The organism is Azospirillum rugosum (assembly GCF_017876155.1).
Lineage (GTDB): Bacteria > Pseudomonadota > Alphaproteobacteria > Azospirillales > Azospirillaceae > Azospirillum > Azospirillum rugosum.
Genome location: NZ_JAGINP010000029.1, coordinates 40,339 through 65,561, shown reverse-complemented (window position 1 = coordinate 65,561; position 25,223 = coordinate 40,339). Strand labels below are relative to the sequence as shown.

At 70.9% G+C, this 25,223-nt stretch carries 27 protein-coding genes; 16 read left to right on the top strand and 11 right to left on the bottom strand.

Annotated features, from left to right (window positions below; genetic code table 11):
- Positions 1–41: 41 nt before the first annotated feature.
- The 6 genes from J2851_RS30290 to J2851_RS30265 all read right to left on the bottom strand — a co-directional run bounded on the left by J2851_RS30290 (position 42) and on the right by J2851_RS30265 (position 6,337).
- Positions 42–1,229 (bottom strand): ABC transporter substrate-binding protein, encoded by a 1,188-nt coding sequence (locus J2851_RS30290; RefSeq protein ID WP_209771251.1) that lies wholly within the window; start codon positions 1,227–1,229, stop codon positions 42–44.
- An 82-nt stretch (positions 1,230–1,311) separates the two neighbouring features.
- The gene (locus J2851_RS30285) at positions 1,312–2,136 is read right to left on the bottom strand and encodes a formylmethanofuran dehydrogenase subunit C (RefSeq protein ID WP_209771248.1); all 825 of its coding nucleotides are present in this window, start codon (positions 2,134–2,136) and stop codon (positions 1,312–1,314) included.
- Positions 2,133–3,032 (bottom strand): formylmethanofuran--tetrahydromethanopterin N-formyltransferase, encoded by a 900-nt coding sequence (gene fhcD, locus J2851_RS30280; protein WP_209771244.1) that lies wholly within the window; start codon positions 3,030–3,032, stop codon positions 2,133–2,135. Before fhcD ends, J2851_RS30285 begins: the two co-directional genes overlap by 4 nt.
- Positions 3,032–4,693, bottom strand: a complete 1,662-nt coding sequence (locus J2851_RS30275; protein WP_209771242.1) for a formylmethanofuran dehydrogenase subunit A — start codon at positions 4,691–4,693, stop codon at positions 3,032–3,034. Before J2851_RS30275 ends, fhcD begins: the two co-directional genes overlap by 1 nt.
- A complete protein-coding gene (locus tag J2851_RS30270) occupies positions 4,687–5,949 on the bottom strand; it encodes a formylmethanofuran dehydrogenase (protein WP_209771240.1) in 1,263 nt (420 codons plus the stop codon). The genes J2851_RS30275 and J2851_RS30270 overlap by 7 nt, the downstream gene beginning before the upstream one ends.
- A gap of 10 nt (positions 5,950–5,959) precedes the next feature.
- A complete protein-coding gene (locus tag J2851_RS30265; RefSeq protein WP_209771238.1) occupies positions 5,960–6,337 on the bottom strand; it encodes a 4a-hydroxytetrahydrobiopterin dehydratase in 378 nt (125 codons plus the stop codon).
- 134 nt (positions 6,338–6,471) lie between these two features.
- Here J2851_RS30265 and J2851_RS30260 point away from each other — a divergent pair, with 134 nt between their 5' ends.
- The 7 genes from J2851_RS30260 to fae all read left to right on the top strand — a co-directional run bounded on the left by J2851_RS30260 (position 6,472) and on the right by fae (position 12,844).
- The gene (locus J2851_RS30260; protein ID WP_209771236.1) at positions 6,472–7,467 is read left to right on the top strand and encodes a beta-ribofuranosylaminobenzene 5'-phosphate synthase family protein; all 996 of its coding nucleotides are present in this window, start codon (positions 6,472–6,474) and stop codon (positions 7,465–7,467) included.
- Positions 7,468–7,496: 29 nt separating this feature from the next.
- The gene (locus tag J2851_RS30255) at positions 7,497–8,393 is read left to right on the top strand and encodes an NAD(P)-dependent methylenetetrahydromethanopterin dehydrogenase (protein WP_209771234.1); all 897 of its coding nucleotides are present in this window, start codon (positions 7,497–7,499) and stop codon (positions 8,391–8,393) included.
- Positions 8,368–9,501, top strand: a complete 1,134-nt coding sequence (locus J2851_RS30250) for an ATP-grasp domain-containing protein (protein ID WP_209771231.1) — start codon at positions 8,368–8,370, stop codon at positions 9,499–9,501. Before J2851_RS30255 ends, J2851_RS30250 begins: the two co-directional genes overlap by 26 nt.
- Entirely contained in the window at positions 9,498–10,487 is a 990-nt protein-coding gene (gene mch / locus J2851_RS30245) for a methenyltetrahydromethanopterin cyclohydrolase (RefSeq protein ID WP_209771229.1), read from the top strand. The genes J2851_RS30250 and mch overlap by 4 nt, the downstream gene beginning before the upstream one ends.
- Entirely contained in the window at positions 10,477–11,382 is a 906-nt protein-coding gene (locus J2851_RS30240) for an ATP-grasp domain-containing protein (protein WP_209771227.1), read from the top strand. The genes mch and J2851_RS30240 overlap by 11 nt, the downstream gene beginning before the upstream one ends.
- On the top strand, positions 11,379–12,242 hold the full coding sequence (locus J2851_RS30235; RefSeq protein WP_209771225.1) for a triphosphoribosyl-dephospho-CoA synthase: 864 nt from the start codon (positions 11,379–11,381) through the stop codon (positions 12,240–12,242). Before J2851_RS30240 ends, J2851_RS30235 begins: the two co-directional genes overlap by 4 nt.
- A gap of 74 nt (positions 12,243–12,316) precedes the next feature.
- Positions 12,317–12,844: a formaldehyde-activating enzyme gene (fae, locus tag J2851_RS30230; protein WP_281416110.1), complete on the top strand. Its 528-nt coding sequence runs from the start codon at positions 12,317–12,319 to the stop codon at positions 12,842–12,844.
- 5 nt (positions 12,845–12,849) lie between these two features.
- On the opposite strand, the gene J2851_RS30225 is transcribed toward fae, so the two are convergent.
- A complete protein-coding gene (locus J2851_RS30225; protein WP_209771223.1) occupies positions 12,850–13,551 on the bottom strand; it encodes a HisA/HisF-related TIM barrel protein in 702 nt (233 codons plus the stop codon).
- A gap of 35 nt (positions 13,552–13,586) precedes the next feature.
- Between J2851_RS30225 and J2851_RS30220 the strand changes: the two genes are divergently transcribed.
- The 4 genes from J2851_RS30220 to J2851_RS30205 all read left to right on the top strand — a co-directional run bounded on the left by J2851_RS30220 (position 13,587) and on the right by J2851_RS30205 (position 17,552).
- Positions 13,587–14,585, top strand: a complete 999-nt coding sequence (locus J2851_RS30220) for an ATP-grasp domain-containing protein (protein WP_209771221.1) — start codon at positions 13,587–13,589, stop codon at positions 14,583–14,585.
- Positions 14,586–14,588: 3 nt separating this feature from the next.
- The gene (locus tag J2851_RS30215) at positions 14,589–15,650 is read left to right on the top strand and encodes a hydantoinase/oxoprolinase family protein (RefSeq protein ID WP_246501037.1); all 1,062 of its coding nucleotides are present in this window, start codon (positions 14,589–14,591) and stop codon (positions 15,648–15,650) included.
- Positions 15,651–15,759: 109 nt separating this feature from the next.
- On the top strand, positions 15,760–16,704 hold the full coding sequence (locus J2851_RS30210) for a quinoprotein relay system zinc metallohydrolase 2 (protein ID WP_246501036.1): 945 nt from the start codon (positions 15,760–15,762) through the stop codon (positions 16,702–16,704).
- A gap of 14 nt (positions 16,705–16,718) precedes the next feature.
- Entirely contained in the window at positions 16,719–17,552 is an 834-nt protein-coding gene (locus J2851_RS30205) for a quinoprotein dehydrogenase-associated SoxYZ-like carrier (RefSeq protein ID WP_209771217.1), read from the top strand.
- Between the two features lie 27 nt (positions 17,553–17,579).
- Here the strand turns inward: J2851_RS30205 and J2851_RS30200 are convergent, their stop codons facing one another.
- The gene (locus tag J2851_RS30200) at positions 17,580–17,921 is read right to left on the bottom strand and encodes a hypothetical protein (protein ID WP_209771215.1); all 342 of its coding nucleotides are present in this window, start codon (positions 17,919–17,921) and stop codon (positions 17,580–17,582) included.
- Positions 17,922–18,372: 451 nt separating this feature from the next.
- Between J2851_RS30200 and pqqA the strand changes: the two genes are divergently transcribed.
- The 3 genes from pqqA (at position 18,373) to J2851_RS30185 (ending at position 20,913) form a co-directional block, all read left to right on the top strand.
- Complete coding sequence (gene pqqA / locus J2851_RS30195; protein ID WP_246501035.1) at positions 18,373–18,486, top strand: pyrroloquinoline quinone precursor peptide PqqA; 114 nt, start codon at positions 18,373–18,375, stop codon at positions 18,484–18,486.
- 72 nt (positions 18,487–18,558) lie between these two features.
- On the top strand, positions 18,559–19,644 hold the full coding sequence (gene pqqE / locus J2851_RS30190; protein WP_209771212.1) for a pyrroloquinoline quinone biosynthesis protein PqqE: 1,086 nt from the start codon (positions 18,559–18,561) through the stop codon (positions 19,642–19,644).
- Positions 19,645–19,725: 81 nt separating this feature from the next.
- On the top strand, positions 19,726–20,913 hold the full coding sequence (locus J2851_RS30185) for an ABC transporter substrate-binding protein (RefSeq protein ID WP_209771209.1): 1,188 nt from the start codon (positions 19,726–19,728) through the stop codon (positions 20,911–20,913).
- Between the two features lie 2 nt (positions 20,914–20,915).
- On the opposite strand, the gene J2851_RS30180 is transcribed toward J2851_RS30185, so the two are convergent.
- Both J2851_RS30180 and J2851_RS30175 read right to left on the bottom strand, forming a co-directional pair.
- Positions 20,916–21,704: a RibD family protein gene (locus J2851_RS30180; RefSeq protein ID WP_246501034.1), complete on the bottom strand. Its 789-nt coding sequence runs from the start codon at positions 21,702–21,704 to the stop codon at positions 20,916–20,918.
- A gap of 120 nt (positions 21,705–21,824) precedes the next feature.
- The gene (locus tag J2851_RS30175; protein ID WP_209771204.1) at positions 21,825–22,292 is read right to left on the bottom strand and encodes an Rrf2 family transcriptional regulator; all 468 of its coding nucleotides are present in this window, start codon (positions 22,290–22,292) and stop codon (positions 21,825–21,827) included.
- A gap of 201 nt (positions 22,293–22,493) precedes the next feature.
- Between J2851_RS30175 and J2851_RS30170 the strand changes: the two genes are divergently transcribed.
- Positions 22,494–23,570 carry an alkene reductase gene (locus tag J2851_RS30170; protein WP_209771201.1) on the top strand — a complete coding sequence of 359 codons (1,077 nt, stop codon included), beginning with the start codon at positions 22,494–22,496 and terminating at the stop codon, positions 23,568–23,570.
- Positions 23,571–23,616: 46 nt separating this feature from the next.
- On the opposite strand, the gene J2851_RS30165 is transcribed toward J2851_RS30170, so the two are convergent.
- Positions 23,617–24,045 (bottom strand): VOC family protein, encoded by a 429-nt coding sequence (locus J2851_RS30165; RefSeq protein ID WP_209771197.1) that lies wholly within the window; start codon positions 24,043–24,045, stop codon positions 23,617–23,619.
- A 122-nt stretch (positions 24,046–24,167) separates the two neighbouring features.
- On the opposite strand from J2851_RS30165, the gene gcvA reads away from it, so the two are divergent.
- On the top strand, positions 24,168–25,070 hold the full coding sequence (gene gcvA / locus J2851_RS30160; protein ID WP_246501033.1) for a transcriptional regulator GcvA: 903 nt from the start codon (positions 24,168–24,170) through the stop codon (positions 25,068–25,070).
- Positions 25,071–25,223 lie beyond the last annotated feature (153 nt).

The following is a 25,223-nucleotide window of genomic DNA, read 5'->3' as shown; positions in this document are numbered from 1 at the left end:
CACGTCCTCCCGTAGTTGGCCCCCTTTTCGGGGGCTTGTGGTCAGCGGCTCCGGCAGCGGCTTTCCGGCCGGTCGTCGCCAAGCGTGTCGAGTTCCGAGAACTGGTGCAGGAATCCCGCCTGCGGCGACACCGAGACGAGCACCCGCGGCCCGGCGAGCAGCACGGGCTGGCGAAGCTGCCCGTCCCAGTCGCGGAAGGTCAGCCCCTGCCCCTTGAAGGCCGGCAGGGCGAAGTCCGGGCCGTGCACGAAGGCGGCGAGCGCTGCGGGATCGGCCGACTTGGTGCGCGTCGCCGCCTCCCCCACCGCGCGGACGGCGATCCAGGCGGTGTAGTCGCGCGGGCGCATCCAGCGGCCGGCCTGCCGTTCGAAGCGGCTGTGCAGTTGCGTCGCCCCCCACTGCTCGTTTACGCGCGACCACGCCGTAGGCACCAGCCCATGGGTGCCGGCGACCGGGCGGGGAAGCCAGGTCTGGTACAGCAGATACTCGCCGAATCCGTCCGCCTCGTCGGCGACGACCAGCACGTCGTGCTCGGCGCCTTGCGTGAAGGTCAGGATCTCCGACTGCACGGTGACGTGGCCGGTGTCGACGCGGCGGTTGGCGTCCTCGAACGTCCAGCGCTTCTCCTCGACGATCTTGGCGCGGTAGCGCTTGGCGGCGGCGCGGATCGCGTCGGCGTAGGCGGCGTCCTCCGGCGTCCGTCCGACCACCAGCAGCCAGTTCATCCATTTGCGCGACACCAAATACTGGGACAGCGCGTCGGCCAGCATCCGGCGGCTGGGCGTCACGTGCAGCAGGTTGGCGCGGCAGCGCTCGTTGCGCAGGTCGTCGTCCGGGGCGCGGGTGTTGAAGACCAGCATGTCGCGCGCCTCTGGCGCAGCCGCGGCGGCGAGCAGCGCGTCATGCCGCAGGTCGGCGACCAATAGCCGGACGCCTTGGTCGGCGAGGTCGCGGACGGCGTCCTCGACGCGCCCGTCCTCCGGCACGGTTGCCTCGACCAGCTCGAAGCGCTGGTTGAGGAAGCGCCCCGTCGTGTTGTTGTCGGCGATGGCGAGACGGGCGCCCTGCACCCCTTCGTCCTCCGACACCGGTTCGAGGAAGGTCTGGGGGATCCGCGGCTCCTCCGCGCGGGTCAGGTAGCCGATGCGGATCACCATGGGATCGGCGCCCCACGCCGGAGTTCCGACCAGGAGGACTCCAGCTACGATCAGAAAGGAGGCGATCCTCATCACAGACCCTCCGGCGCGGTCGGCAGCACGGCCGCGTTCTTGCGAGACGTTGTCAGGATGTGGTTGGGCGGCGTGCGTCACGCTACGCCTTCGAAAGGATAAGCACTTCGCCGATGCCCTGGACCGACCGGTCGCCGATCAGCCGCCGGGCGCGGGTGCCCGCGGTCGGGAAGCCCACGGGCCACGCCCCATTGTCCATCAGGTCCCGCCGCATCAGTTCCAGGAACAGCCAGTCGTTCACCCCGCCGTCCACGAAGCCGCCCGGCAGGGACTCCGGCGCCTGGGAGAGCAGGATGGATCCTCGGCGCATGGCGAACCCCAGGTCCGGGCTGCAGCCGGCGCCGACGACGATGGTCCCGGCGATCATCCGGGCGCCGCACAGGCTCCCCACCCGCCCATGGACGGCGATCAACCCGCGCCGCATCCGTTCGCCGACGCGATCCCCGGCATTGCCCGCCACGACGACCGTCCCGCCGCTCATGCCGCGCGTGCCGCCGGCCAGTGGCGCGCCCAGGAAGTCGCCCACGTCGCCCGCGACGCGCAGGCGCCCGCCGGCCATCTCGGCGGCGGCGAAGGCGCCGCAGGTCCCCTCCACGATCAGCGTGCCGCCGCGCATGCCGCTGCCGGCGTAGGCGCCGCAATCGCCCTCGACCAGGATTTCCCCGGCCGCCATGCCTGCCCCGACCCCGTCCAACACGGCACCGCCGGGACGCAGCACCAAGGCCCCAGACGGGCCGCCGTCCTGGAGGTCGAACAGCGCATCCAGCCGGTGACGCTTGCTCCCGCGCACCAGCATCAGCCCGGCCAGCGCATCCCGGCCGCCCTCGGCCAACCGTTCGGGCAGCACGCCCGTCATGTCGATGGGCGGACCGGCGGGCTCACGGGGGGTGAGGATGACGCCGCTCATGCCATCACCTCGTGCAGGCGGAACTGGTAGCGGCCGAGCTTGCCGCCGTAGTTGCCGGCGGTGACCGACACCACCCCGCCGGCCGCCCCCAGCCCGACCACCGCACCGATGCCGGCGCGCATGGCCGCGGCGACGGCCTCCGCGCTCACGCCGTCGATCACAAGCTCCAGGATGGACTCCACCCCCTCCGGCACCAGCGACATCGGCGCCGTACCGCGCAGGGTCGGGCAGAAGGCCGTGTTGGTGGAGGCGATCATCCCCTTGTACTTGCCCCCGATCTTGGAGCCGGAGCGGACCACCCCGCCCGGGAACGGCAGGATGGCGCCGGGCACCTCGCGGATCGCCATGACCGCGGCCTGTGCCGCCGCCAGCCCGGCGCGGCGGTCGACCGCCAGCAGGATGAAATTGCCGCCGCCCACGCCCTCCACCACCGCGGTGGAGGCCTCGCACAGGAACTCCCCGTCCATGACCGGGACGCGCCAATAGCGGCGGGCTCCGATCCGCTTGGCGATCTGCCAGCCGTCGCCGAAGTAGCGTAGCGCGTTGCCGAGCGGAATGGTCGGTCCGTCGCGCAGGCCCGCGTAGCAGGCCGACCCCGGCGAGGTCATCACGCATTGCCCAACGCGCCGCGCCACCTGCTTGGCCAGTTCCGCCTTGTTCATGGCGAACAGCAGCACCGCCGCCCCCGGCCGGGCGTCCGGCGTCTCCTCGGGCGGCAACAGCCGCTCCACCGCCGCCTCGCAGCCGCAGGCGATGACGGAGGTGGCGAAACCCGTCATGCTGAGCACCGCCGCCTGCACCCAGGCCGGCGTGTCGGCGGTGATCACCAACCGCGTGCCGAGCATCGGGAAGGCCTCGGCGAAGGTGTCGTCGATGTGGACGCCGTTCAGCCGCATCAGAAAGCCCCCGGCCGGCAGGCGTGGCGGACCAGGCCGTTTCCGCCGCGGATCTCGTCCTCGGCGATGCGGAAATGGGCCAGCCGCTGGCCCATCCGCTCGTCGAAGCGGCGGCCCATCCAGGATTCGATCTTCGGGTCGTAGGCGGGCTCCACGACATGGGTGCGCCCCGGCGTCAGGGCGACGACCACGCCGTTGCGGACGATCAGCCGGCCGTCCTTGAAGACGAGGTCTGGTTTCTCGAACATGGCGCGGCGGTCCGGCCGGTCGGTGTAGACGGTGATGTCGGCCGCCGCCCCCAGCCCGAGATGGCCGCGGTCGGCCAGCCCGAGGATCCGCGCGGGTGCGGCGCGGGTCATGGTGGCGATCTCGCCCAGCGTGTACTCGCGCGTCAGCGACCCGAGGATGGTGTGGGCGGGCAGGTCCGGATGCAGCTCCGCCATCCGGGCGAGGCGGTGGTCGCGGTCCATCAGCAGGCGGATCAGCTCCGGATAGCTGGTGAAGGGCGCGCCGTTGGGGTGGTCGGTGGTCAGGAAGATGCGCCAAGGATCCTCGATCAGCAGGAACAGCTCCAGCCCGATGGCCCATTGCAGCGCGTTGACGAAGGCCTTGTCGCGGTAGCGGAAGGGCACGACGCCGCAGCCGGCGTCGCATTCGATGTCCATCATCACCCATTTCTTCGGGTGGGCGAGCCCCGCGTTGCCCATCTGCGCCATGGTGTCGGCCGAGGCGGTGACGGTCTGGCCGAACATGATCTGCCCGACGTCGACGGAGATGTTGGGCCGGCGGTTCACCGCCTCCGCGATCCGCGCGGCGGCAGAGGAGAATTTCCGGTCGCCCTCGACGCCATAAGCGTGGAACTGCACGTGGGTGAGGTGGAGGCGCAGGCCCTCCACCGCCTCGATGCTGTCCAGCGTCGCCTCCGCGTTGCCCGGGACGCCGAGGTTGAAGCCGTGCAGGTGCAGCGGGTGCGGGATGCCGAGCCGCTGCACCGCCGCCGCCAGCGCGGTGAGGATGCGGCGCGGGGTGATGGCATGAAAGGGGCCGGCCTCGTCCACGTTCAGGCGGCGCTGGTTGTACTTGAAGGCGTTGATGCCGCCGGGATTCACCGCCTTGACGGCGAGGCTGCGCGTGGCGTTCAGCATGCAGCCGACATAGTCGGCCACCGCCTCCTCCCCGGCGCCGGACGCGAGCAGTTCCAGCAGCAGGTCGTCGTTGCCCAACACCAGATAGCCGCCGGTGTCGATCAGCGGGATGTCCGCCATCTCCAGATGCGCGTGGCGGGCGTTGCTGGGCAGCATCGCCGGCTCGAAGGCCGCGGTGTAGCCCATCTGGGCGTAGCGGCAGCCGGTGACGTGGGTGGAGGGGGTGGCAATGGCACCGCCGCAGCCGCAAGGCTCTGGGGTCGCAAACGCCGCTGCGCGGTGCTCCTCCGCCATCAGCAGGCGCGCGATGTTGACCTTGCCGCCGGCGATGTGGCTGTGGATGTCGATGGCCCCGGCCATGACCACCCGGCCGGTCAGGTCGTGGACCTCGTCCGGCGTGGCGCCAGGGCCGGGGTCGGCGATGATGCGGCCGTCCTGCACGAACAGGTCGCCCACCGCGCCGTCGCGCCCGTTGGCCGGGTCGTGGATGCGCCCCCCGGCGAGTTTCATCAGCATGCGGCGGCCTCCTGCGGCAGGGCGGCGGCGATGGCCGTCAGGACGGCCGCGACGTCCGGCAACCCGCGGTCGATGAGGCCCCGCGCGCGCAGGGCCACCACCGTGTCGCTGCGGAAAACATGGCCGGCATGATCGATGCCCGGCGTGCCGACGGGGATGAAGACGGCGGGCTCATCGGCGAAGGCCGTCCCCGGTGGGGCCAGGGCGACGACCGGCTTGCCCGTCGGAAAGGTGGGGATCTCCGGCCGGAAGGACGAAATCCACAGGACGGCGTCCGCCGTGTCCGAATAGCGGTCCCAGGCGAAGCGGTAGGGATCATGCAGCGGCGCCCCACCGCCAAGCGACGCGCGCAGCGGCACGCCGAACTGCCAGGTGCAGACCTGGTTGGCGCCGACCACGTTGTCGTGCCCGGCGAGCGGAAGCCCAGCGCAGCGGGTTTGCCGGTTGACGTCGTGGACGAGGCGGACGAGCCGTTCCACCGTCAGATCGGCGTGCGGCCCATGGAAGGCGGAGGCCGCCCACGCCACGACCGCGTAGCGCGCCTTGCGCAACCGTTCCGCCAATGTGGCGATGTCCTCCGCCGCGATGCCCGCCGCGCCGACCGCGCGGGATGGATCGGGCAAGGCCGCCGTCAACGCCGCCGCCGCGTCCCCGACGCGCGCCGGATCGCCGGGAAGGACCGTGACGGGCAGGTTCGCCAGGGCGGCGCGCGTGGAATCCAGCGGTTCGCCGCACAGGAACACCACCTCCCGCGACGGTGGGTTCTGGAAGGCCGGGGTCGGGGCCACCCAGCGCTCGTAGAGGCGCGGGTGGAACGCCGCTGGGTCCGGTCCGGCCACCACCAGCAGGTCGCAGCGGTTGCGCAGTTCGGCCAGCGTGGTGGCGATCCAGCCCGTTCGTTGTAGCACCGCCAAATTGCGGTAGAGCCCGTCGGACAGCGCGTGATCCACCACCGCGCCCAGCCTCTGGGCCAACGCCAGCGCCGCCCGCACTCCGTCAACGTCGGCGCCGAGCCCGGCGACGAGCGGCGCGCCGGCCGCACCCAGCGCCATGGCCGCGGCCCGCACCGCGTCCTCCAGGGACACGGGGGCGCCCGCCACGCGCGGCGGTTCGGCCGGCGGTGTGTGGGCGAAGCGGTCGCGCGCGATCGGGCAGTCGGTGGAGCGCACCGCCAGCCCGCCGCTCTCCTCCTCAACCGTCAGGTCGTCGCAACCCAGGCCGCAGAAGGGGCACAGGACATCGTCATTCGTCGCCATGCGGGCGCCGTCAATCGTACTTGATGTAGGCGAAGCGCATGTCGTCCTTGGGCGTGCCCTCCAGCGCGCCGCCCTCCTTGGCGGGCTGCCACTGGATCACCTCCTCGATCTTGCGGGCGAGTTCGAAGTCCTTGTCGGTGATGCCCTTGGCGGTGTGGGTCTTCAGGCGCACCTCGACCCAGGCGTAGGAGACGGTCAGGTCCGGATGGTGCCACGCGGCCTCGGCCAGATGGCCGACCGCGTTGACCACCATCAGGGTGCCCTTCCAGCTGTTCGTCTTGTACTTCCGACGAATCCAGCCGTCCTCAAAACGCCAGCGCGGCAATATTTGCTGCAACCGCTCTGCGACTTCAGCATCGGAATAGGTGGATTCCGGAACCGCGGCCATGTCTTCCTCCCCGAAGTGACCGATCAGTCCTCACCCCGAAAGAGGTATATACTATTGGATCGGGGTGTTTTTTTGACACAAGATTATCATGATCGAAAAAACGACGCAACTTTCCTTGAACACATGAGGTTCTCATGCCTCTTGGCGTCGACGATGTGGGGGAGGTGCGGGTCACGGCGCCCGCGCGGTTGCATCTGGGATTTCTCGACATGAACGGCGGCCTGGGGCGGCGCTTCGGCAGCCTGGGCCTGACGCTCGACGGGATGGCGACGACCGTCCGGGTCCGCCCATCCGACCGCCTGCGCGCGGCCGGCCCATCGGCGGAGCGCGCGCTGAAGGCCGCGCGCGCTGTGTGCGACCGCTTCCGCTGGCCGGCCAACGCCGAGCTGACGGTGGAGGAAGCCATTCCGGAGCATGTCGGCCTGGGCTCCGGCACGCAGATGGGGCTGGCGGTCGGCACCGCGCTGGCGCAGTTGCACGGCCGGCCGTTGCCCGTCCGCAAGCTCGCCGCCGAACTGGAACGCGGCGCCCGCTCCGGCATCGGGATCGGCGCCTTCGAGAATGGCGGGGTCATCCTGGATGGCGGCCGGGGAACGGGCGACGAGCCTCCGCCCATCGTCGCGCGCCTGCCCTTTCCGGAGTCCTGGCGCGTCCTGCTGATCCTGCACCGCGACGGCCAGGGGCTGCACGGCACCGCGGAGGTGCAGGCCTTCAAGGCGCTGCCACCCTTCCCGGCGGAGCGGGCCGGGCATCTGTGCCGCCTGATGGTCATGGCCGCCCTGCCGGCGCTGATCGACGGCGACGCCGACCGCTTCGGGCGGGCGGTGGGGGAGTTGCAACGCACGGTGGGCGACCATTTCGCCCCGGTCCAGGGCGGGCGCTTCACCAGCCCCGCGGTGGCCGACGCGCTGGCCTGGCTGGAGGCGGAGGGCATTCCCGGCGTCGGACAAAGCTCCTGGGGGCCGACCGGCTTCGCGATCGTCGGCGACGCCCGCCGCGCCGAGGCCCTTCTGGCGGAAGCCCGCCGCCGCTGGGCCGGATCGCCGCTGGAGTTCCACCTGTTCCGCGGCCGCAACGACGGCGCGACCCTGGAATCCGCCCTGCACCGGGCAACGCTGCGGGCCTCCTGAGCCAACCCCACACGATAGGGAATAGCGCGATGGCTGCACCCTACGTCCTGCACATGCTGACGCCGCTGAAGCACGTCAGCGCCTTCGACGTCAACATGGCGGCCGACGCCGGCATGGCGACCCTGTTCCCCTACACCGAGGTCGCGCCGGAAGAGGTCACCGGCATCACCCAGGACGCCATGTTCTCCCGCGATCCGGCCAACGCGGCGCGGACCGGGCTGTTCATCGGCGGGCGCGACGCGCTGGTGGCGCTGGACATGATGGACGCGGCGCGCAAGGCGATGTTCCCGCCCTTCACCATCTCCGTCATGGTCGACCCATCCGGCGCCTTCACCACGGCCGGCGCCATGGTCGCGGTGGTCGAGCGCGCGTTGCGCCGCAGCCGGCCGGAAGGGATCAAGGGCCTGAACGTGCAGGTCTATGGTGCCACCGGCGTGGTCGGCGGCACCGCCGCGGTGATCGCGGCCCTGGCCGGCGCGCGGGTCACCCTGGTCAGCCACCGCGGCCTGTCCGGCGTGGAGCCCAAGGCCGCCGAGTTCCACCGCCGCTTCGGCGTGGAGCTTGAGTGTGCCGACGCCCCCGACGACGCGTCCAAGGAAAGGCTGCTGGCGGATGCGGAGGTCGTGTTCGCCTGCGGGCGCGCCGGGATGCAGATCCTGTCGGCGCGCCACCTCGCCGCGGCGGGGCGCCTGCTGGCGGCGGCGGACATCAACGCCGTCCCGCCGTCGGGGATCGAGGGTGTGGCCGCCAAGGACGACGGCGCGCCGCTGCCCGGCGGGCGCGGGGTCGGCATCGGCGCGCTCGCGGTCGGAAACGTCAAGTTCCGGGTCCAGCACGCCCTGCTGAAGCGCCTCGCCGAGGCGGAGAAGGCCGTGTACCTGGACTTCCGCGATGCCTACGATGCCGCCCGCCAGATCGCCGGCTGACGGACCAGACATCGTAGTCGCCGCCCTGTCGGCGCGCGCCCTGGCCGCCGCGGCACGGCGAGCCGGCCGGCGGCCCGCGGCCATCGACCTGTTCGCCGACCAGGACACGCGACAGCTTGCCGAGCCCTGCATCCCCCTGCCCTCCGACGGGCTGCGCCTCGACGCGGATGCCCTTATGAACGCCCTGGCGAGGCCGGAGCTGCGCGGCCTACCGCTGGTCTATGGCGCCGGGTTTGAGGAGGATCCGACGCTGCTGGCGCGCATCGCGGAGGACCGGCCGCTGCTCGGCAACCGGGCCGAGGTGGTGGCGCGCGTGAAGGACCCGTTCCGCTTCGCCGAGACCCTTGAGCGGCTGGGAATCCCCCACCCCCCGGTCGCGCGTTCGCTGGACGGTCCGCCCGGCGACCACCTGCTGAAGCGGATTGGCGGCAGCGGTGGCGGGCATATCGCCACGTCCTCGACCGGTACTGCCCGGCCGGGCTGGTACCTCCAGCGCCGCATCGACGGCCATGCGGTGTCGGTCCTCTTCCTCGCGGATGGGCATCGGGCCGCCATCGTCGGGCTCAGCCGGCAATGGGCCTCGCCGACCGCGGACAGCCCCTACCGCTACGGCGGCGGCGCTGGCCCATGGCGCTGCCCAAAATGCGTCGCCCAAGCCTTGCCCGGCCTGATGAGCAGCCTCGCCGCGGCGTTCGACCTGGTTGGGCTGAACAGCGCCGATTTTCTGCTGAACGGACGGGGCCTTCACCTGTTGGAAGTCAACCCGCGACCGGGCGCGACGCTGGACGTCTTCGACCGCCGGCCGATGCCGCCGCTGTTCGCCTTGCACCTGGATGCCTGCGCCGGACGCCTGCCCGACCGCTTGCCGGCGCTGCCGGGCTGCCGGGCGGCGGCGGTGGTCTACGCCGACGCCCCCACCCGGATCGACGTCGGCCTGCGCTGGCCGGCCTGGACGGCGGACCGTCCCGTAACGCCTGCCACCATCACGGCCGGCCAACCGGTCTGCACGGTGCTGGGCGATGGCACCGGTATCCGCGCGGCGCGGCGCCACGTCGAGCGACGGCGGCGGCAATTGGCGGTCTCCGCCATGATGGAGTTGCAACCATGACCACAGAGACGCCTTCCGCCCCGAGCCCAAGCCTCGCGGCTCTCGCGGCACCGCTGGTCGAGCGGCTGGTGGCCGACGCCGCGGTGCTGCGCCTCGGGCTCCAGCGCGTCGGGGGAGCCTGCGTCGTCGACGCCGGGATCGGCCACCCCGGCGGCCTGGAAGCCGGGCGGCGCATCGCGGAGCTGTGCATGGGCGGCCTCGGCCGGGTCGCGCTGGGGCCGGTGCCGGGTGTGGCGGATTGGCCGTTCGGCGTCACGGTCCACAGCGCCCAGCCCGTCCTGGCGTGCCTCGGCAGCCAATACGCGGGCTGGAGCCTCAGCCACGGCAGCGGCAAGGGCGCCTTCTTCGCGCTGGGCTCCGGCCCCGGCCGCGCGCTGGCCCGGCAGGAGACGCTGTTCGACGAACTCGGCTACCGCGACCGCGCCGACAGCGCCGCCTTCGTGCTGGAAGTGGGAACGGTGCCGCCGGCGGAGCTGGTCGCCCACATCGCGGCCACCTGCGGCATCGCCGCGGAGCGGCTGACCCTGGTCCTCACCCCGACCCAGAGCCTCGCCGGCACCACCCAGGTGGTCGCGCGCGTGCTGGAGGTGGCGCTGCACAAGCTGCACGCCCTGGGCTTCCCTCTGGATCGCGTCGTCGACGGAATCGGGATGGCGCCGCTGCCGCCGCCGGGCGGCGGGTTCCTGACGGCCATGGGGCGCACCAACGACGCGATTCTCTACGGCGGCACGGTGCATCTGCACGTCACCGGCCCGGACGACGAGGCCGAGGACTTGGCCAAGCGCCTGCCTTCCTCCGCCTCCCGCGACCACGGGCGCCCCTTCGCGGAGGTCTTCGCGGCCGTGAAGGGCGACTTCTACGCCATCGACTCCATGCTGTTCAGCCCGGCCCGCGTGATCGTCACCGCCATCGACAGCGGGCGGAGCTTCCACGGCGGGGCGCTGACGCCGGATTTGGTGGAGCGCTCGTTCCGCGATGTCCGGTGAGCGCACCGCCCTGATCCTCACCGAACGGCCGGACTGGCACACGCCGCGCCTCGTCCGGGCTATCGAGGCGCGCGGCCTGCCCTGCCGCTGCGTCTCGCCGCGGCGCTGCGGGATTGCCGCCGGCTACACCGCCACGGGGCTGCTGATCCCCGGCTTCGAGGACGAGCTTCCGGCCGGCGTGTTCGTCCGCGCGGTGGGCCAGGGCAGTTTCGAGCAGGTGACCCTGCGCCTGGGCGTGCTCCACGCGCTGCGCGAGTTTGGGGTTCCCGTCTACAACGACGCGCGGGCCATCGAGCGCTGCGTGGACAAGAGCATGACCAGCCTCCTCCTCGCCCGAGCCGGCCTGCCGACCCCGCCCGCGCTCGCGACACAAGACGCCGAGCCGGCGCGGCGCATCCTGGAGGACACGCCCGAGCAGGTCCTGAAGCCGCTGTTCGGCGCGCAGGGGCGCGGCCTGCTGCGGCTGGACGGGCCGGAGGCGTTGCCCGACGCCGACAGCGTGGCCGGGGTCTACTACCTCCAGCCCTTCATCCCGCCGCGGCAGGAGGGCGCGTGGCGGGACCGGCGGGTGTTCGTGGCCGGCGGGCGGGCGGTCGCCGCGATGACCCGGCACGGCCGGACCTGGGTCACCAACGTCCACCAGGGTGCGGCCTGCGAAGCCGCCCCCGCCGACGACGAGGCCGCAAGCCTCGCCGTCCGCGCCGCGCGGGCGGTCGGGGCCGGCTACGCCGGGGTCGACCTGATCCAGGACCGGGCGGGGCGCTGGCTGGTGCTGGAGGTCAACAGCATGCCAGCGTGGCAGGGGCTGCAACGCGTCAGCGCGGTGGACATCGCCGACGCCCTGGCCGCCGACTTCGTGGAGCGGGTGAACACGCATGATCAGCCACATAAATGACTGACTGGGCGCCCATCCCCCCTGACCGCGGGTCCGGCATCGCCGGCGCCTACCGCGCCGCCTGCCACCTGGAACTGCGCGCGCTGAAGCCCGGCAACGTCCACATCCACGCGGACGGGCACGGCATGACCGTTAGCCAGTTCCTGGCCAGCGCCGACGCCACCGCGCCGATCCTCGCCCGGCCGGGCTTGAGCGTCGGAGAACGGATTTTCGAGGCGGTCGCCGCCACGCGGGCGGCCGTCGGCTGCAACACCAACCTCGGCATCCTGCTGCTCGCCGCACCCCTGGCCCAGGCTGCCCTGACCGGCGGCGGTCCGTTGCGCGACCGGCTGGGCCGTGTCCTCGCCGACCTGACGGTGGAGGACGCGGAGCTGACCTTCCGGGCCATCGCGCTGGCCGAACCCGCCGGACTGGGCCGGGTGGAGGGGGCGGACGTGCACGCCCCGGCGACGGTGACCCTCCTCGCCGCCATGCGGGAGGCGCAGGACCGCGACCGGATCGCCCGGCAATACGCGACGGACTTCGCCGACCTGTTCGAGACGGGCGTGCCGCGCCTCCGGTACTGGCTGAAGGCCGCGGCGAGTTACGAAGAGGCCACGGAACGGCTGTACCTGTTTTTTCTCTCCACCGTGCTCGACAGCCATGTAGCCCGCAAGTACGGGTTAGAGCGCGCTGAATGGTTACGCGGACGGGCATCGGAATTGAGTGAAAACGTGGCCCCGGATCGTGCATTCACGCTAACGCGTTCGCGCTTGGGGGAACTGGACCGGGAACTCAAATACAATGGCGTCAATCCGGGGACGACCGCGGATATTGTTGTGGGCTGCCTGCTTGCGCACTGGCTCATGCAATCGCCATAGCAGTCCATAATAACGGGGGCTCGTCGAGAAAGACGCGCTGCACAAATAACGTCTGAAAGCTAGGGAGAAAGGACATGCCGATGTGGGGAGGACAATCCACCAAGATCAACCGCGTGCTTGTCGGCGAGTCGCTGGTCGGTGATGGGAACGAGGTCGCCCACATCGACCTGATCATGGGGCCGCGCGGCAGCGCCGTGGAAACGGCCTTCTGCAACGCGTTGACCAACAACAAGGACGGCTTCACGTCCCTTCTCGCCGTGGTCGCGCCCAACCTGATGTGCAAGCCGGCCACCATCCTGTTCAACAAGGTGACGATCAAGGGCGCGGAGCAGGCGGTGCAGATGTTCGGCCCCGCCCAGCACGCCGTCGCCAAGGCCGTGGCCGACTGCGTGGCGGAAGGCACGATCCCGCAGGAGGAGATCGACAACATCTTCATCTGCGTCGGCGTCTTCATCCATTGGGAGGCCAAGGACAACGCCAAGATCCAGGACTACAACTACCGCGCCACGAAGGAGGCCATCGAACGCGCGGTCGCCAGCTTCCCCAGCGCGCAGGACCTTATGAGCCAGAAGGACAAGGTGAAGCACCCCTTCGCCGCGTGATCCCTTCACAGCGCCTGCAAATCCGCGCGGCCGATGCGGCCGTCGTGCAGCGCCGTTGCCACCAGGGCACCGGCGCTGCCCCGCGCGGCCAGCGCCATCAAGTCGCCGCCGTCGCGCACGCCGCCGGCGGCGAACACCGCCGCTTGCGGCTTGGCCCGGGCGATGTCGGCGAGGCGATCCCAGTCCGGTCCCTCGCCGGATCCGACGCGGGCGAGCGTCATGGCGATGACCCGCCGCGGCCACAGGTCGGTGCGGTCCAGCAGTTCGGGCGGCCCGACGAAGCGGTCGCGAAAGTCGAGCGAGAGAACGGTGCGCGCCCACGCGGCCTCGGCCCTCAACCGTTCCAGTTCCTCGATCCCCGACAGGCTCTCGCTGCCAATCACCGCGTCGCCGATGCCCGACGCGACGAAGCCGCGCACCGCGTCCGCGCTGCGGAAACCGGCGTCGACCCAGAATCCGGTTTCCGGATACGCCGCGCGCAGCCGCGCCAGCGCGGACCGGTTGTCCCCCGTCCCTTCGATGGCGTCGAGATCGGCCACATAGACGACCCGGAACGGGTGCAGGCCGAGGAGGCCGCCGACCACCGCAACCGGGTCGTTGCCGCTGCACAGGGGCGAGCGCAGCGGCGGGTACCGGCCCCGGTCGCCGCGCCGGGCGTGCACCACGCCGCCATCCCGCAGATCGATCACCGGAACGACTTGGAACACCTCTTCCTCCTCTGGCTTCCCATCGGGCGGACACCATGCGCATCCTGGTCTGTGAGTTCGTGACCGGTGGCGGCATGCCCCCGGACGCCCCGATCCCCGCCAGCCTCGCCCGCGAGGGCGACCTGATGCTCCGCGCGCTGGTTGGCGACCTGCTGGAGGTCCCCGGCGTGGAGGTGACGGTCACGCGCGATGCCCGCCTTCCGCCAATGCACCCACCCGTGCGCAGCATAACCATCGACGACCCCCGGACGTCCTGGGCCCATTGGGAGGATCTCGCCCGGGAAGCAGACGCCGTCTGGCCCATCGCGCCGGAGACGGAGGGTGCGCTGGAGCGCTTCAGCCGCATGGTCGAATCCGCCGGGCGCCGCCTGCTCAACAGCGCGGCCGACGCGGTGGCCGTCGCGTCCAGCAAGGCGGCGACCGCCGCCGCCCTGTCCGCCGCCGGGCTGCCCGTCGTGCCGGGCTGGCCGGTCGGCGGCCTTGGTGCGGACGGACCACGGGGTGACGGCCCGTGGGTGGTCAAGCCCGACGACGGGGCGGGGTGCGTCGACACCCGGCTGATCCGCGACCGCAGCGAATGGACAGCGTGGCTGGAAGAGGCCGACCGCGCCGGCTTCGTGGCGCAGCCCTTCCAGCCCGGCACGCCCGCCAGCCTGTCGATGCTGTGCCGCGACGGGCGGGCCTGGCTGCTGACCGTCAACCGCCAGGACGTCTGCCTGTCCGGCCGGTTCTTCGCCTATGGCGGGGGAATTGTCGGCGGGATGCCAACAACGCCGCCCCTGGCCGACCTCGCCCGGGGGGTCGCGGCGGCGCTGCCCGGCCTGTTCGGCTATGTCGGGGTGGATGTCATCGCTGGACCGGACGGCCCGACGATCCTGGAGGTCAACCCGCGCCTCACCAGCTCCTACGTGGGCCTGCGGCGCGCGACCGGACTGAACATCGCCGCCGCGGTGCTGGACCTGGCGCGCGATCCGCCTGTCCCGCCGTCGCCGCTGGAGCGGGTCGAACCCGTTCATCTGAACCTTGAGGGCTGACGCATGGAACGCGGCGGATTGATCGGGCTGGGATTGATCGGTCTGGACATCGGCGGCGCCCACCTGAAGGCGGCGCTGTTCGACGAGGCGGGGACGCTGCGGGACCTCGACCAATGGCCTTGCCCGCTCTGGCAAGGCCTCGACCGGCTGGAGGCGGCCATCGCGACGGCGCTCGACCGCTGGGGCAGGCCGCAGCGCGTCGCCGCGACCATGACCGGCGAACTGGCGGACCTGTTCGACGACCGGGCGGACGGTGTCCGCCGCATCGCCGCGACGCTGCGGACCGCCCTGCCCGGCGCGACCCTCGCCGTCTTCGCCGGCCCCCGCGGGCTGGTGCCGGTCGAGGCCGTCGCGGACTGCGCGGACGCTGTGGCCTCGGCCAACTGGTACGCAACGGCGCTGGTGGCCGCCGAGGCCGGGGACGGAGTCCTGGTCGATGTCGGCAGCACGACGACCGACATCGTCCCGCTCGTCGGCGGCGGCCCGCGCCACGCCGGCTATTCCGACGCGGAGCGGCTGGAGAGCGGAGAGCTGGTCTACACGGGCCTTGTGCGCACCCCGGTCATGGCCGTGGCCCGCGCCGTTCCCCACGCCGGACGTTGGCGCACGCTGATGGCGGAGCTGTTCGCGACCATGGCCGACGTGCACCGCCTGACGGGAACGCTGCCGGACGGCGCCGACCAGCACCCGACGGCGGACGGGCGCGACCACGGCGACATGGCCAGCGCGCGGCGGCTGCTGCGCATGGTGGGCGACGACCTGGGGCCGGACGGCCTTCCAGCGGCGCGCCGGCTCGCCCGCCATCTCGCCGAACGCCAGCTTCGGCAGATCGAGGACGCGCTCGACCAGGTTCTGTCGCGGGGCGGGGCGGCGGACGCTCCTCCGCTCGTCGGTGCCGGGGTCGGCCGCGGCCTGGTGCGCCGGCTGGCGGAGCGCCGGGCCCTGCCCTACCGGGACTTCGAGGCGCACCTGCCCATCGCGCCGGACCTGCGGGAGCGCGTCGGCTGGTTCGCGCCGGCCGTCAGCGTGGGCTGGCTGGCCCTGCACCGCGCTTCCCCGACCTGAGATCCCGCAAAGCCCAGGCGGTTGCGCCGCACAAACACTTTTGCTCGGTTGCCGCGCCCTTTGGTGCCGCCCCATACTCGCGGGAATGGACAAAGCGCGGGAACGGACGATGGCGGGCGCGACCCTGCTGGGCGTCTGGCTGTTGGGCGTCTGGCTGGCCTGGGCGCCGTCGGCGGCGGCCGACACATTGCCCGTGACCGAGGTCGCCCCCGGGGTCTTCGTGCATGCGGGCCTTCACGAGGAAACCGACGCGGCCAACGCCGGCGACATCGCCAATTGCGGGTTCATCGTGGGGGACGACGCCGTCGCGGTGATCGACACCGGCGGATCCCCGGCGGTCGGCCGGCGGCTGCGCGAGGCCATCCGCGCCCGCACCAACCGGCCGATCCGCTACGTCGTCAACACCCACATGCACCCGGACCATGCGCTGGGCAACGCGGCCTTCCTGGCGGACCAGCTGGAGGCGGGCCAGCCGGACTTCGTGGCGCACCGCAACTTCCAGGCGGCGCTGATGGGGCGCGGCAGCCACTACCTTCACGCCTTCGACGCCGCGGTCGGCCCGGAGGCCGCTGCGGAGGTGCGGATCGTGCCGCCGACGGTCACCGTGGCCGACCGGCTGGAACTGGACCTGGGCCGGCGCGTGGTGGAACTGGTGGCGCGGCCGGTGGCGCACACGGACAACGACCTGACGGTGTTCGACCGGCAGACGGCGACGCTCTGGACCGGCGACCTGTTGTTCATGGAGCGGGCGCCGGCCATCGACGGCTCGGTGCTCGGCTGGCTCCGCCTGCTCGACGGCTTGGCGGCGGAGCCCGCGGCGCGCGTCGTCCCCGGCCACGGCCCGCCCTCGGCCCCTTGGCCGGAAGCGGCAACCGACCTGCGCCGGTATCTGGACCGGGTGGTGACCGGCGTCCGTGCGATCCAGTCCGCGCACGGCACCATCCAGCAGGCGGTCGACACGGTCGCCGCCGACGAGGCGCCGCGCTGGCGGCTGTTCGACGCGTACAACCCGCGCAACGTGACGGCGGCCTTCGCCGAACTGGAATGGGAATGAAACGGGAGGATCCAATGACGACACCGCAGCGGAGCTTGGGCCTTCGGGCCGGCACGGGTATGGCGCTGGTGGGGGCGGCATGGCTGTGCCTCGGCGCCGGCACTGCGCTGGCAGCCCCTCAGGACGAGCGCTGGGACATGCTGCGCGACATGTATTTCTCCGGACGGGCGGTCGAGGACGCCGGACCGCTCCTCAGCCTGGAGGCGCCGACGCGCGCCAACGACGCCGCCCTCGTGCCGATCCGGATCGCGACGGCTCCCGGCGCCGATGTCCAGGTGAACGCGGTCCACCTCATCGTCGACCAGAATCCGGTGCCGATGGCCGCGACCTTCCGGTTTGCCGAGGGTGGCAGCCCGCAGTCGGTCGAGACCCGCGTGCGCGTCAACGCCTACACCAACGTCACCGCCGTCGCGGAGACCAGCGACGGGCGGCTGCTCCGCACCGTGCGCTTCGTCAAGGCGTCCGGGGGCTGTTCGGCGCCGGCCCTGAAAAACGCGCAGCTGGCCGTGGCCCGCATGGGCAAGATGAAGCTGAACCTGCCCGACACCATTGTCGCCGGCAAGCCGGTGACCGCGCAGCTGCTGATCAGCCACCCCAACTACACCGGGATGCAGTACGACCAGCTGAACTACTATTTCATTCCCGCCCACTATGTGAAGACCATCGACATCCGCTACAACGGGACGCCCGTGCTCTCCGTGCAGTCCGACATCTCGTTGAGCGAGGATCCCAGCGTGCATTTCTCCCTGGTGCCGGACGAGCAGGGCACGCTTGAGGTCACGGCCGAGGATTCGAACGGACGCGTCTTCAAGGACAGCTGGCCGATCAAGGCCCTTCCGGGATCGTAGGCGGACAGGGCGGCAAAGCCCGAATGGTCAGAAGCACTTCAGGTCGGCGGCGACCTGGATCTGCCGGAACTCGTCCAGCAGATCCTTGACCCACCCCACACCGCGCATGAGGGAGGCGCGCTCGCCGGGCATGTCCTGCAACGTCCGTGCGGTCTCCATCGCCACGTAGCTGTCGTAGGGGAAATGCGCGGCGATCTCGTCGATGCTGCACGAGCATTTGCGCATGACGTCCGGCCCCTGGCCGTTGGACATCATGCAGCCGAGAACGTAATCGACGCGGGCGTAGGTGGGATACCCGTCGTCGGCGCGCGCCGTACTGAGGCCGGCCAGGAACGCGGCCAGCGCAACCGGAACAACAATTCTCGTCATGGGCCTCGTCATCGGTAGAGTCCACGCTGTTCTGCCCAAATCCTCCGGTCATGGTGTGGCGATCCAACGATCCGCCTCAAGCACGCATTCGGAGACGGCCGGAGGGATGGCGCAACGCCGACCTGGGATGCGCATTACCCCGGCGTCTCCGAGGAGGAGGAGCGAAGCCCGCGAGTCCCGACCATTTTAGCGCTGGATCGCCACCCCCGGAATCGTCAACGATGAGCGAGGCACAAGACTAAAACAAAGTAAGCATTCGCCTTTGATTCGATGTCCACGCGGAATCAGCGCGGTATCTTTTTAATTTTTCCAATTACAAACCGGCGAAAACGGCATATTTGCTTTTGCAATGCAGCAATTCTATCCGTATTTTCCATGACGCTACCCATAAGTATCATGGTCGCGCCAGGGTCGCGCCGATAGGCTTCCTTCAAGAGGGCCGAAACCGCAGATGGTCCTCGGCATCCATCGGAGGGAGCGCACCATGAAGACCTGGCGCAAACCGAAAATTCGCGAGATCGCCGTCGGCACCGAAATCAACGCCTACGCCTGCGCCCAGCTGTAACGGCGCACAGGGCGGCAGCGGGGTCGAACCGGCCCGCTGCCGCCGCATGCGCCACGGAGGACTCCCCACGTCATGACGGCGCCCGAGCCGCCCTATGCCGTTCTGGCCGAACTGACCCACCGCTGCCCGCTGGCCTGCCCCTACTGCTCCAACCCGCTGGAGTTGGAAACCAGGGCCGGCGAACTGGACACCGACAGCTGGAAGCGCGTGCTGATTGAGGCTGCCGAGATCGGGGTCCTGCAAGTCCATTTCTCCGGCGGGGAGCCCTGCGCCCGCACCGACCTGGAAGCGCTGGTGGAACACGCCACGCAGGCCGGGCTGTACACGAACCTCATCACCTCGGCCGTCACGCTCGACCGCCGCCGGCTGGACCGGCTGAAGGCGGCGGGCCTCCAGCACGTGCAGATCAGCTTTCAGGACACGCGTCCGGAGGGGAACGACCGCGTCGCCGGCTTCCCCGGCGCCCATGAGCGCAAGCGCCGCGCCGCCCGCGACGTGGTCGCGGCGGGCTTGGCGCTGACGGTGAACGCCGTGGTGCACCGGCACAACATCGACCACGCGGACGAGTTCTTCGACCTCGCCCTCGACCTGGGCGCCGGCCGCATCGAGGTGGCCAACGTGCAATATTACGGCTGGGGGCTGCTGAACCGCGCGGCGCTCATGCCGACGCGCGACCAGCTGCTGCGCATGGACGCCGTGGTCCGCGAGCGGATCCCCGGCCTCAAGGGGCGGCTGGTGGTCGACTACGTCGTTCCCGACTATTACGCCCACCGGCCGAAGGCCTGCATGGGCGGGTGGGGGCGCCGCTTCATCAACATCACGCCGTCCGGCAAGGTCCTGCCCTGCCACGCCGCCGAGACGATCCCCGGCCTGGCGTTCGAGACGGTGCGCGACCGCCCCCTCGGCGCCATCTGGCGCGATTCGCCGGCCTTCGAGCGGTTCCGCGGAACCGGCTGGATGCCGCCGCCCTGCCGCGACTGCGACCGCCGGGAGATCGACTGGGGCGGCTGCCGCTGCCAGGCGCTCGCCCTGTCCGGGGACGCGGCGGCCACCGATCCCGTGTGCGAGCTGGCGACGGACCACGCGCAGGTCGCGGCGCTTGCGGAGCGCGAGGCAGCGCGCAGCGACGAGCCGTTCGTGTATCGGCGGCATTCGTAGCAGCACCAAGATCGCCGGAAGGAAAACATTACCGTTTTCGCGTATCATCGCGTCGAACCTGTGATGAAGAGGGCGACCGCGATGACCAAGCCGACGATGATGAAAGCCGCCGCCCTTGCGTTGGCCCTGTCTGTTTCGGCGGTCGCGACGGCGGCGGCCGATGTCGTCAAGGTCGGGATCATCGGCCCCTTCTCCGGCCCCTACGCCCTGTTCGGCCGCAGCTTCCAGGCCGGCATCGGCGCCTACACGGCAGCGCACGGCGATCGCGCCGGCCCGCACGAGGTGAAATTCATCTACCGCGATCTCGACGCGCCCAACCCCGCACGGGCAAAGGCCATCGCGCAGGAGCTGATCGTCAAGGACGACGTCCGCTATCTCGGCGGCCTGTACTTCACGCCGGACGCCCTGGCCATCGCCCCACTCCTGGGGGAGGCGAAGGTGCCGCTCGTCGTGTTCAACGCCGCGGCCTCGGCGATCACCGAGAAGAGCCCCCACATCGTCCGCACGTCCTTCACGATCTGGCAGAACACCGTGCCGGCCGCGCAGGCCGCCGTCCGGACGCTCGGCGCGAAGAAAGCGGCGATCGTGGTCAGCGACTACGCGCCGGGCCTGGACGCGGAGAAAGCCTTCAAGACCACCTTCGAATCGCTGGGCGGCACGATCGCCGACAGCGTCCGGGTGCCGCTGACCGCCACCGACTTCGCCCCGGTGATGCAGCGGATCGGCGACTCCGGCGCCGACCTGACCTTCGCCTTCCTGCCGACCGGCCCCGCGACCTTCGCCTTCGTGAAGGCCTTCCACGAGACCGGCCTGAAGGCGCGTGGCGTCAAGCTGCTGACCACCGGCGACGTGGTGCCCGAACCGGACCTGCCGGCGCTGGGCGACGCCGGCCTGGGCGTCTACTCCACCTACCACTACGCCTCGTCGCACGAGTCGGCGGAGAACAAGGAGTTCCTGGCGAACGTCGAGAAGGCCGGCGGGCGGGCCGAGGAGGTCACCATGGCCACGGTCGGCGCCTACGACGGGGCGCGCCTGATCTACGCCATGATTGAGCGCAACGGCGCCGCCCGCGATCCCGAACAGGCGCTGGCCGCGGTCAAGGGCGCCAGCTGGATCAGCCCGCGCGGTCCGGTCAGCATCGATCCCCAATCGCGGCACATCCGCCAGACCGTCTATCTGAGGGTCGTCACCAAGGACGGTTCGCAGTACGTCAACAAGGAGCTGGACGCCTACCCGGACCAGCCCGACCACGGCTTCGGCGTCCGCTGACGTTACGCGGGGCGCTGCGGCTCGAACCGGGCGAACCACTGGCCCGCGCCGTCCGGCGCCGCGGAATCGTAATGGAGCGACGACAGGCGCAGGCGGCCGGCATCCCCCAACCCCGGCCCCTCCGTCATGGTGTGGAAGCTCTCCCCACCCAGCAGGCGATGCGCAACGGTGAGGTAGAGCCGCGACAGCACCCCGTCCCGCAGCATGGTCGACAGCATGCGCGGGCCGGCCAGCAGATACAGGCTGCGGAAGCCCAGCGCGCCCAGTTCCCGGACCAGCGGCGCCCCTTCCACCGACGCGCCGTCGCCGGCGACGACGACCGGGTATCCGCGTGCCCGCAGCGCCTCCACCCGGTCGGGCGGCGCCTGCCGGCCCGTCGCGATCAGCACCCGCTGCGATGCCCGCGCCAGGGAGTCCGGGATGGGGAAGTCGAGGCTCGCGCTAGCGATCACCACGGCGGGCTGGGGGGCCAAGCCGTTCTCCTGCCGCCAGCGCCCGAGATCGCGTCCCGCGTCCTGTGTCCCGATTTGCAGGACGTCGTCGAGCCGGCCCGCCGCCAGATCGCGCAAGTAACCGCCGTGGGTGATGAGGCAGTCCGCCTGCGCCTGCAATTCGAGGAAGAGGCGGAAGTCGTTCCCGCTGGTGATCTCGACCGGCAGGTGGCTTGTCCCGGCCTGCGGATCCCGCAGGGCGATGCGCCCGTCCAGGCTGCCGACGAAGCTTGCGTACACGAAGGGCGCCGCCGCGCTGCCCAGCCGGTGCACGGCGTCCCTCAGACACAGCCCCGCCAACGGGACGTCTGCCGGCGGTCCGGGAAAGAGCCTCAACACGCTTGCGGCCATCCCCGATGATAGCACCGCCGTCCCGGCCGCGAAGGGCGCGAATGGGGTGTTGGTTCGTCCGGAAACGCTCTATCCGTCGGCGCCGGGCCTGGCCTCCGGTCCCGGTTGCCCCGATTCCAGGGTGTTCCGCAGCACATCCTCGATGGACGTGGCGGCCAGGGATTTTCGAAGGGCTTCGTCGATCGAGCCGTAGACGGCGCCGAGGGCCGGCCTGATGCCCCGGCCAACCGGGCAGTTCTGGCTGGGCGTCGAGGGGTGCAGGGCGAAGGTGGTCCCCTCCTCCAGGGCGTCGAAGACATCCAGCAGGGTGATCGCGTCGGCGCTCCGGCTCAGGCGCCAGCCGGCGTTCGCACCGCGGTAGCTTTCCACAAGGCCGGCCTTCGCCAGAAGCCCGAGGATCCGGCGGATCACGACCGGGTTGGTGTTGACGCTCCGCGCGATGCGGTCCGACGTCATCGGGGCCGGACTCTTCCGCGCGACCAGCGCCATCCAGGCGAGGATGTGGGTTGCCACCGTCAAGCGGCTGTTGGCGCTCATACAAACGACCCCCGTCCGCAGGCTTGAATGTAACAATGTTGGTTTTGTTCAAGCCTGTCAACGCAGGTCGGCCATGTCACGGCAGGGCGGAGGGAGGCTTGCGATCTGCCCCCGGTCCGGTTATATCGTAACAGCAATGGTTACATCCATGGTGGTCGCCGGCCAAGGCAAGGCCCACCAGCGCTAAGGAAATCCAAACCGATGCCCAGCCTTTTCGATCCCGTCCGGATCGGCGCGCTCGAATTGCCGAACCGGATCATCATGGCCCCGTTGACCCGCATGCGCGCCTTCAACGAGCGCAGTCCCGGCGCCATTCACGCGAAGCACTACGCCCAGCGCGCCAGCGCGGGCCTGATCATTTCCGAGGCGACGTCGGTGTCGCCGCAGGGCGTCGGCTACCCCAACACGCCCGGCATCTGGTCCGAGGCGCAGATCGCCGGGTGGACGGAAGTGACGTCGGCGGTCCACGCCGCGGGCGGCCTCATCGTTTCCCAGCTCTGGCACGTCGGCCGGGTGTCGGACCCGGTCCTTCTCGACGGCAAGCTGCCGGTGGCCCCCAGCGCCATCGCGCCGGAGGGCCATGTCAACATCCTCCGGCCGCAGCGCCCCTACGTCGTGCCGCGGGCGCTGGAGACGGAGGAAATCGCCGGCATCGTCGAGGACTTCCGCGTGGGCGCCGCCAACGCCCTGCGGGCCGGCTTCGACGGCGTGGAGCTGCATGGCGCCAACGGCTATCTGTTCGACCAGTTCCTGCACGACGGCTCGAACAAGCGGACGGACCGCTACGGCGGCTCGATCGAGAACCGGGCCCGCTTCCTGCTGGAGGCGGTGGACGCCCTGCTGACCGTCTGGCCGGCGGATCGGATCGGCGTGCACCTCAACCTGATGTCCAGTTCCTACTCGATGCAGGATTCTGACCCCCGCGCGCTTTTCTCCTACGTCGCGGAGCAGCTCGACGCCCGGAAGCTCGCCTTCATCTTCGCCCGCGAGTCGCTTGAGTTGGGCGACCGGCGGATCGGGCTGGACGTCCGGCGCCTGTTCAAAGGCGCCTACATCGTCAACGAAGGGCTGACCAAGGAGAGCGCGGAGCAGGCCATCGCGCGCGGCGAGGCGGACGCCGCGGCGTTCGGGCGCCCCTACATCGCCAATGCCGACCTCGTCGAGCGGTTCCGGCGCAACGCGCCGCTCAACGCGGTCAACGCCGAGACGATCTACAGCGCCGACGAGACCGGCTACAACGACTACCCGCTGCTCGGCGAAACCGTGGCGGCGGAGTGACCAGCGCAGCGGTACGGCCGGGGCGATCCCCCGGCCGTGCGCGGCGTTACTTCGCGAAGAGCTGCGACATGTCCGCGAAGGCCTTGAACTCCAGCGCGTTGCCGGCGGGGTCGAGGAAGAACATGGTCGCCTGCTCCCCCACCTGGCCCTTGAAGCGGATGTAGGGCTCGATCACGAATTTGATCCCCGCCCCGCGCAGCCGCTCGGCCAGCGCGTGCCACTGGTCCATCTCCAGCACCACGCCGAAATGCGGGACCGGCACGTCGTGGCCGTCCACCGGGTTGTGGTGCAGGTTGTCCTCGTTCGCAGCACCCGGCTTCAGATGGGCCACGATCTGGTGGCCGAACAGGTCGAAGTCGATCCACTGGTCGGAGCTGCGCCCCTCCGGGCAGCCGAGCACGGTCCCGTAGAAGTGCCGCGCGGCGGCGAGGTCGTTGACCGGGAAGGCGATGTGGAATGGCGTCACGTTCGTCATGGAACATCCCTGCTGTGCGGTGCTGGGCGGGTGCCTGCGTGGCGGCCCCGACTGTTGGGATCTAAGAAGGTTCGTGCACGCTTGACAAACGAGAAATGCGGCGCGTTCCATGAGGAAAACTCATGGAAAGCCACATGGACGAGCGCCGCCTGCCGTCGCTGAACGGGATCCGCAGCTTCGTGGCCGCCGCACGGCATCTCAGCTTCACGGCGGCGGCTCGCGAATTGAACGTCACCCAGGGCGCGGTCAGCCGCTCCGTCCAGGCGCTGGAGGCGGAGCTGGGCGTGCCTCTGTTCCGCCGCGAGGGGCGCGCCATCGCGCTGACCCCGGCCGGAGCGGTCTTCTACCCACAGGTCGCCGACGCGCTCGGCCGCATCGCCGCGGCCTCGCAATCCGTGCGGCGGCTTGAAGAGGGCGGCGTCCTGTCGATCAGCCTGTTGCCGACCTTCGCCCTGCGCTGGCTGGTGCCGCGGCTGCACCGCTTCCAGCACGCCCACCCCGACATCCTGGTGGACGTGTCCACCTCCGAACACACCGTCGATTTCGTGGCCGAGCCGATCGACCTTGCCCTGCGCTACGGCTTCGGCCCATGGCCGGGCGCCGAGGCGACCCTGTTCATGAGGGAGGAGATGGGGATCTTCTGCGCCCCCGCCCTGCCCCGCCAAGCCCCCCTCGCCTCCCCCGCCGACCTGCCCGCCCACCGGCTGCTGGTGCACACCACGCGGCCGGAAGCCTGGCCCGACTTCTTCGCCGCGCACGGCATGGCACCGCCGGACACCGGGCAATCGCCCGGTTTCGAGCATTTCTTCATGATCACGGAGGCCGCGGCCCTGGGCATGGGGGTGGCGCTCCTGCCGGTCTTCCTGGTGCGCGACGAGCTGGCGAGCGGACGGCTGGTCCAGCCGTTCCCCCACACCCTGCGGCCGGCGAAGGCCTATTACCTGCTGCACGGGCCGGGCCGGGGCCGGTCGCGCAAGATCGCACTGTTCATGGACTGGCTGCTGCAGGAGGCCGCGTCGGGCTGACCGCCCCCTTCGACGTGAGTTCCTCGGCCCCATCGGCTGTGGCGAAGAATTGCCATTGCACGAGGAACCGGAACCGCCTAGATGCCGGTCGCCGCCCGCACCGGACCCCGCCGCACGTTCCGCCATGCCCCAGATTCCCACCCCACCCCTGGC